This window comes from Candidatus Palibaumannia cicadellinicola, from assembly GCF_002855795.1.
GTDB lineage: Bacteria > Pseudomonadota > Gammaproteobacteria > Enterobacterales > Enterobacteriaceae > Baumannia > Baumannia cicadellinicola_C.
Window position 1 is genome coordinate 1 of the sequence record NZ_NJPO01000111.1, and the last position, 1,937, is coordinate 1,937.

Sequence of the window (1,937 nt, forward strand, 5' to 3'; positions counted from 1 at the left end):
GTAACAAATACGGAAAACTATCCGGCACAAGCAGTGACATACAATGGATTATTAATTCCATGGATGGCACTCATAACTTTATTAAACGTTTTCCTCATATTGCTGTTTCCATCGCTGTATGTGTGAAAAAACGCACGGAAGTGACCGTTGTTTATGACCCTATACGTAATGAACTATTCAGTGCCACCCGTGGTCAAGGTTCTCAGATGAATGGTTATCGCTTACGTTGTGGTGTAATGAGAGATTTAGAACATACGATCTTAGCTATTAATTTTCCGTTTCAACAAAAACAACATACTATTGAGTATATTACTTTGCTTAGTAAATTATTAGTACGTTGCATAGATTTTAGATGCACAGGATCAGCAGCACTAGATCTCGCTTATATTGCCGCCGGTAGGATAGACTGCTTATTTCAAATAGGCTTAAAGCAGTGGGATGTAACTAGCGGGGATTTGCTGGTACGAGAAGCAGGAGGTTTAGTTACCGATTTCACCGGCGGAAATAATTATCAACTATCTGGTAATATCATTGCTGGTAATCCGCGTGTAGTGAAATCGATGCTATCCCTAATACGAATAAGAGATGATGATAATTTGATTAAGCATAGACTGGATAACTAGCACAGATATCTAGTACTTTTCTCTTGGTTAACTTAATAATAGCTTCGTTATTTATATTTTCTAGCACATCACACATCCAGTTAGCTAACGTATGTACATCTGTTTCTTTTAAGCCACGGCGGGTTATAGCTGGAGTACCGATACGAATACCAGATGTGATAAATGGGCTTTTGGGATCATTTGGAATGCTATTCTTATTTACAGTAATATTAGCACAACCTAAAGCGGCATCAGCTTCTTTGCCCGTTAAATTTTTATTAATTAGATCTAGTAAAAAAAGATGATTATCTGTACCCCCAGATACAATTTTAAAACCACGAGTTAAAAAACTATTAACCATTACTTTAGCATTTTTTACTACCTGCTTCTGATAGTTTTTAAACTCTGGTTCCATAGCTTCTTTTAGTGCTACCGCTTTTCCTGCTATCACATGCATGAGTGGGCCGCCTTGCGCACCTGGGAAAACTGCAGAGTTAAGCTTCTTATACATTTCCTCACTCCCGCCTTGAGCAATGATTAATCCACCACGGGGGCCAGCTAGTGTTTTATGGGTGGTTGTTGTTACTACATCTGCATAAGGCACGGGGTTAGGATAAACACCAGCAGCTACAAGGCCTGCAACATGAGCCATATCTACAAAGAAAAAAGCCCCGATACTATCAGCTATCTTGCGCATTCTAGCCCAGTCTACTATACGAGAATAAGCAGAGAAGCCGCCTATGATCATTTTTGGTTTATGCGTGATTGCTAGTTCCATTAGCTGGTCGTAGTCAATATAGCCATTTTGATCAACCCCGTAAGAAATAAAATTATACAGTTTTCCAGAAAAGTTAACCGGAGAGCCATGAGTCAAATGACCACCGTGAGCGAGATTCATTCCTAGCACTGTATCTCCTGGTTGCAATAATGTTGTATAGACAGCAAAATTAGCTTGTGAACCAGAATGTGGCTGTACATTAGCGTAATCACCACCAAACAATGCTTTAGCGCGGTCTATAGCTAAATTTTCTACTATATCTACGAATGCACAACCGCCATAGTAGCGTTTGCTAGGATAACCTTCCGCGTATTTATTAGTCAGTAGGGAACCTTGTGCTTCCATAACGCGCGGGCTTGTATAGTTTTCAGATGCAATCAGTTCTATATGTTCTTCCTGACGTCTGATTTCTTGCTCAATTGCCCACCATAAATCTGCATCGTAATTAGCAATATTCATGTTATGTTTTAACATGTTTTCTCCTGAAAAAATAATAAACTATATACTATTAGTATATATAACATGTTTGTGCTGTTACGAACAGTACCTGCTTTTTT

General features: G+C 38.8%; 2 protein-coding genes. One reads left to right on the plus strand and one right to left on the minus strand.

All coding sequences use genetic code 11. The features are described 5' to 3' along the window. Positions 1–623, plus strand: a 623-nt coding sequence (locus tag CEX73_RS02175) for an inositol monophosphatase family protein (protein ID WP_101626962.1), incomplete at its 5' end; no start/stop codon positions are given. On the opposite strand, the gene glyA is transcribed toward CEX73_RS02175, so the two are convergent. After that, on the minus strand, positions 601–1,854 hold the full coding sequence (glyA, locus tag CEX73_RS02180) for a serine hydroxymethyltransferase (RefSeq protein WP_101626961.1): 1,254 nt from the start codon (positions 1,852–1,854) through the stop codon (positions 601–603). The genes CEX73_RS02175 and glyA overlap by 23 nt on opposite strands. Positions 1,855–1,937: the final 83 nt, after the last annotated feature.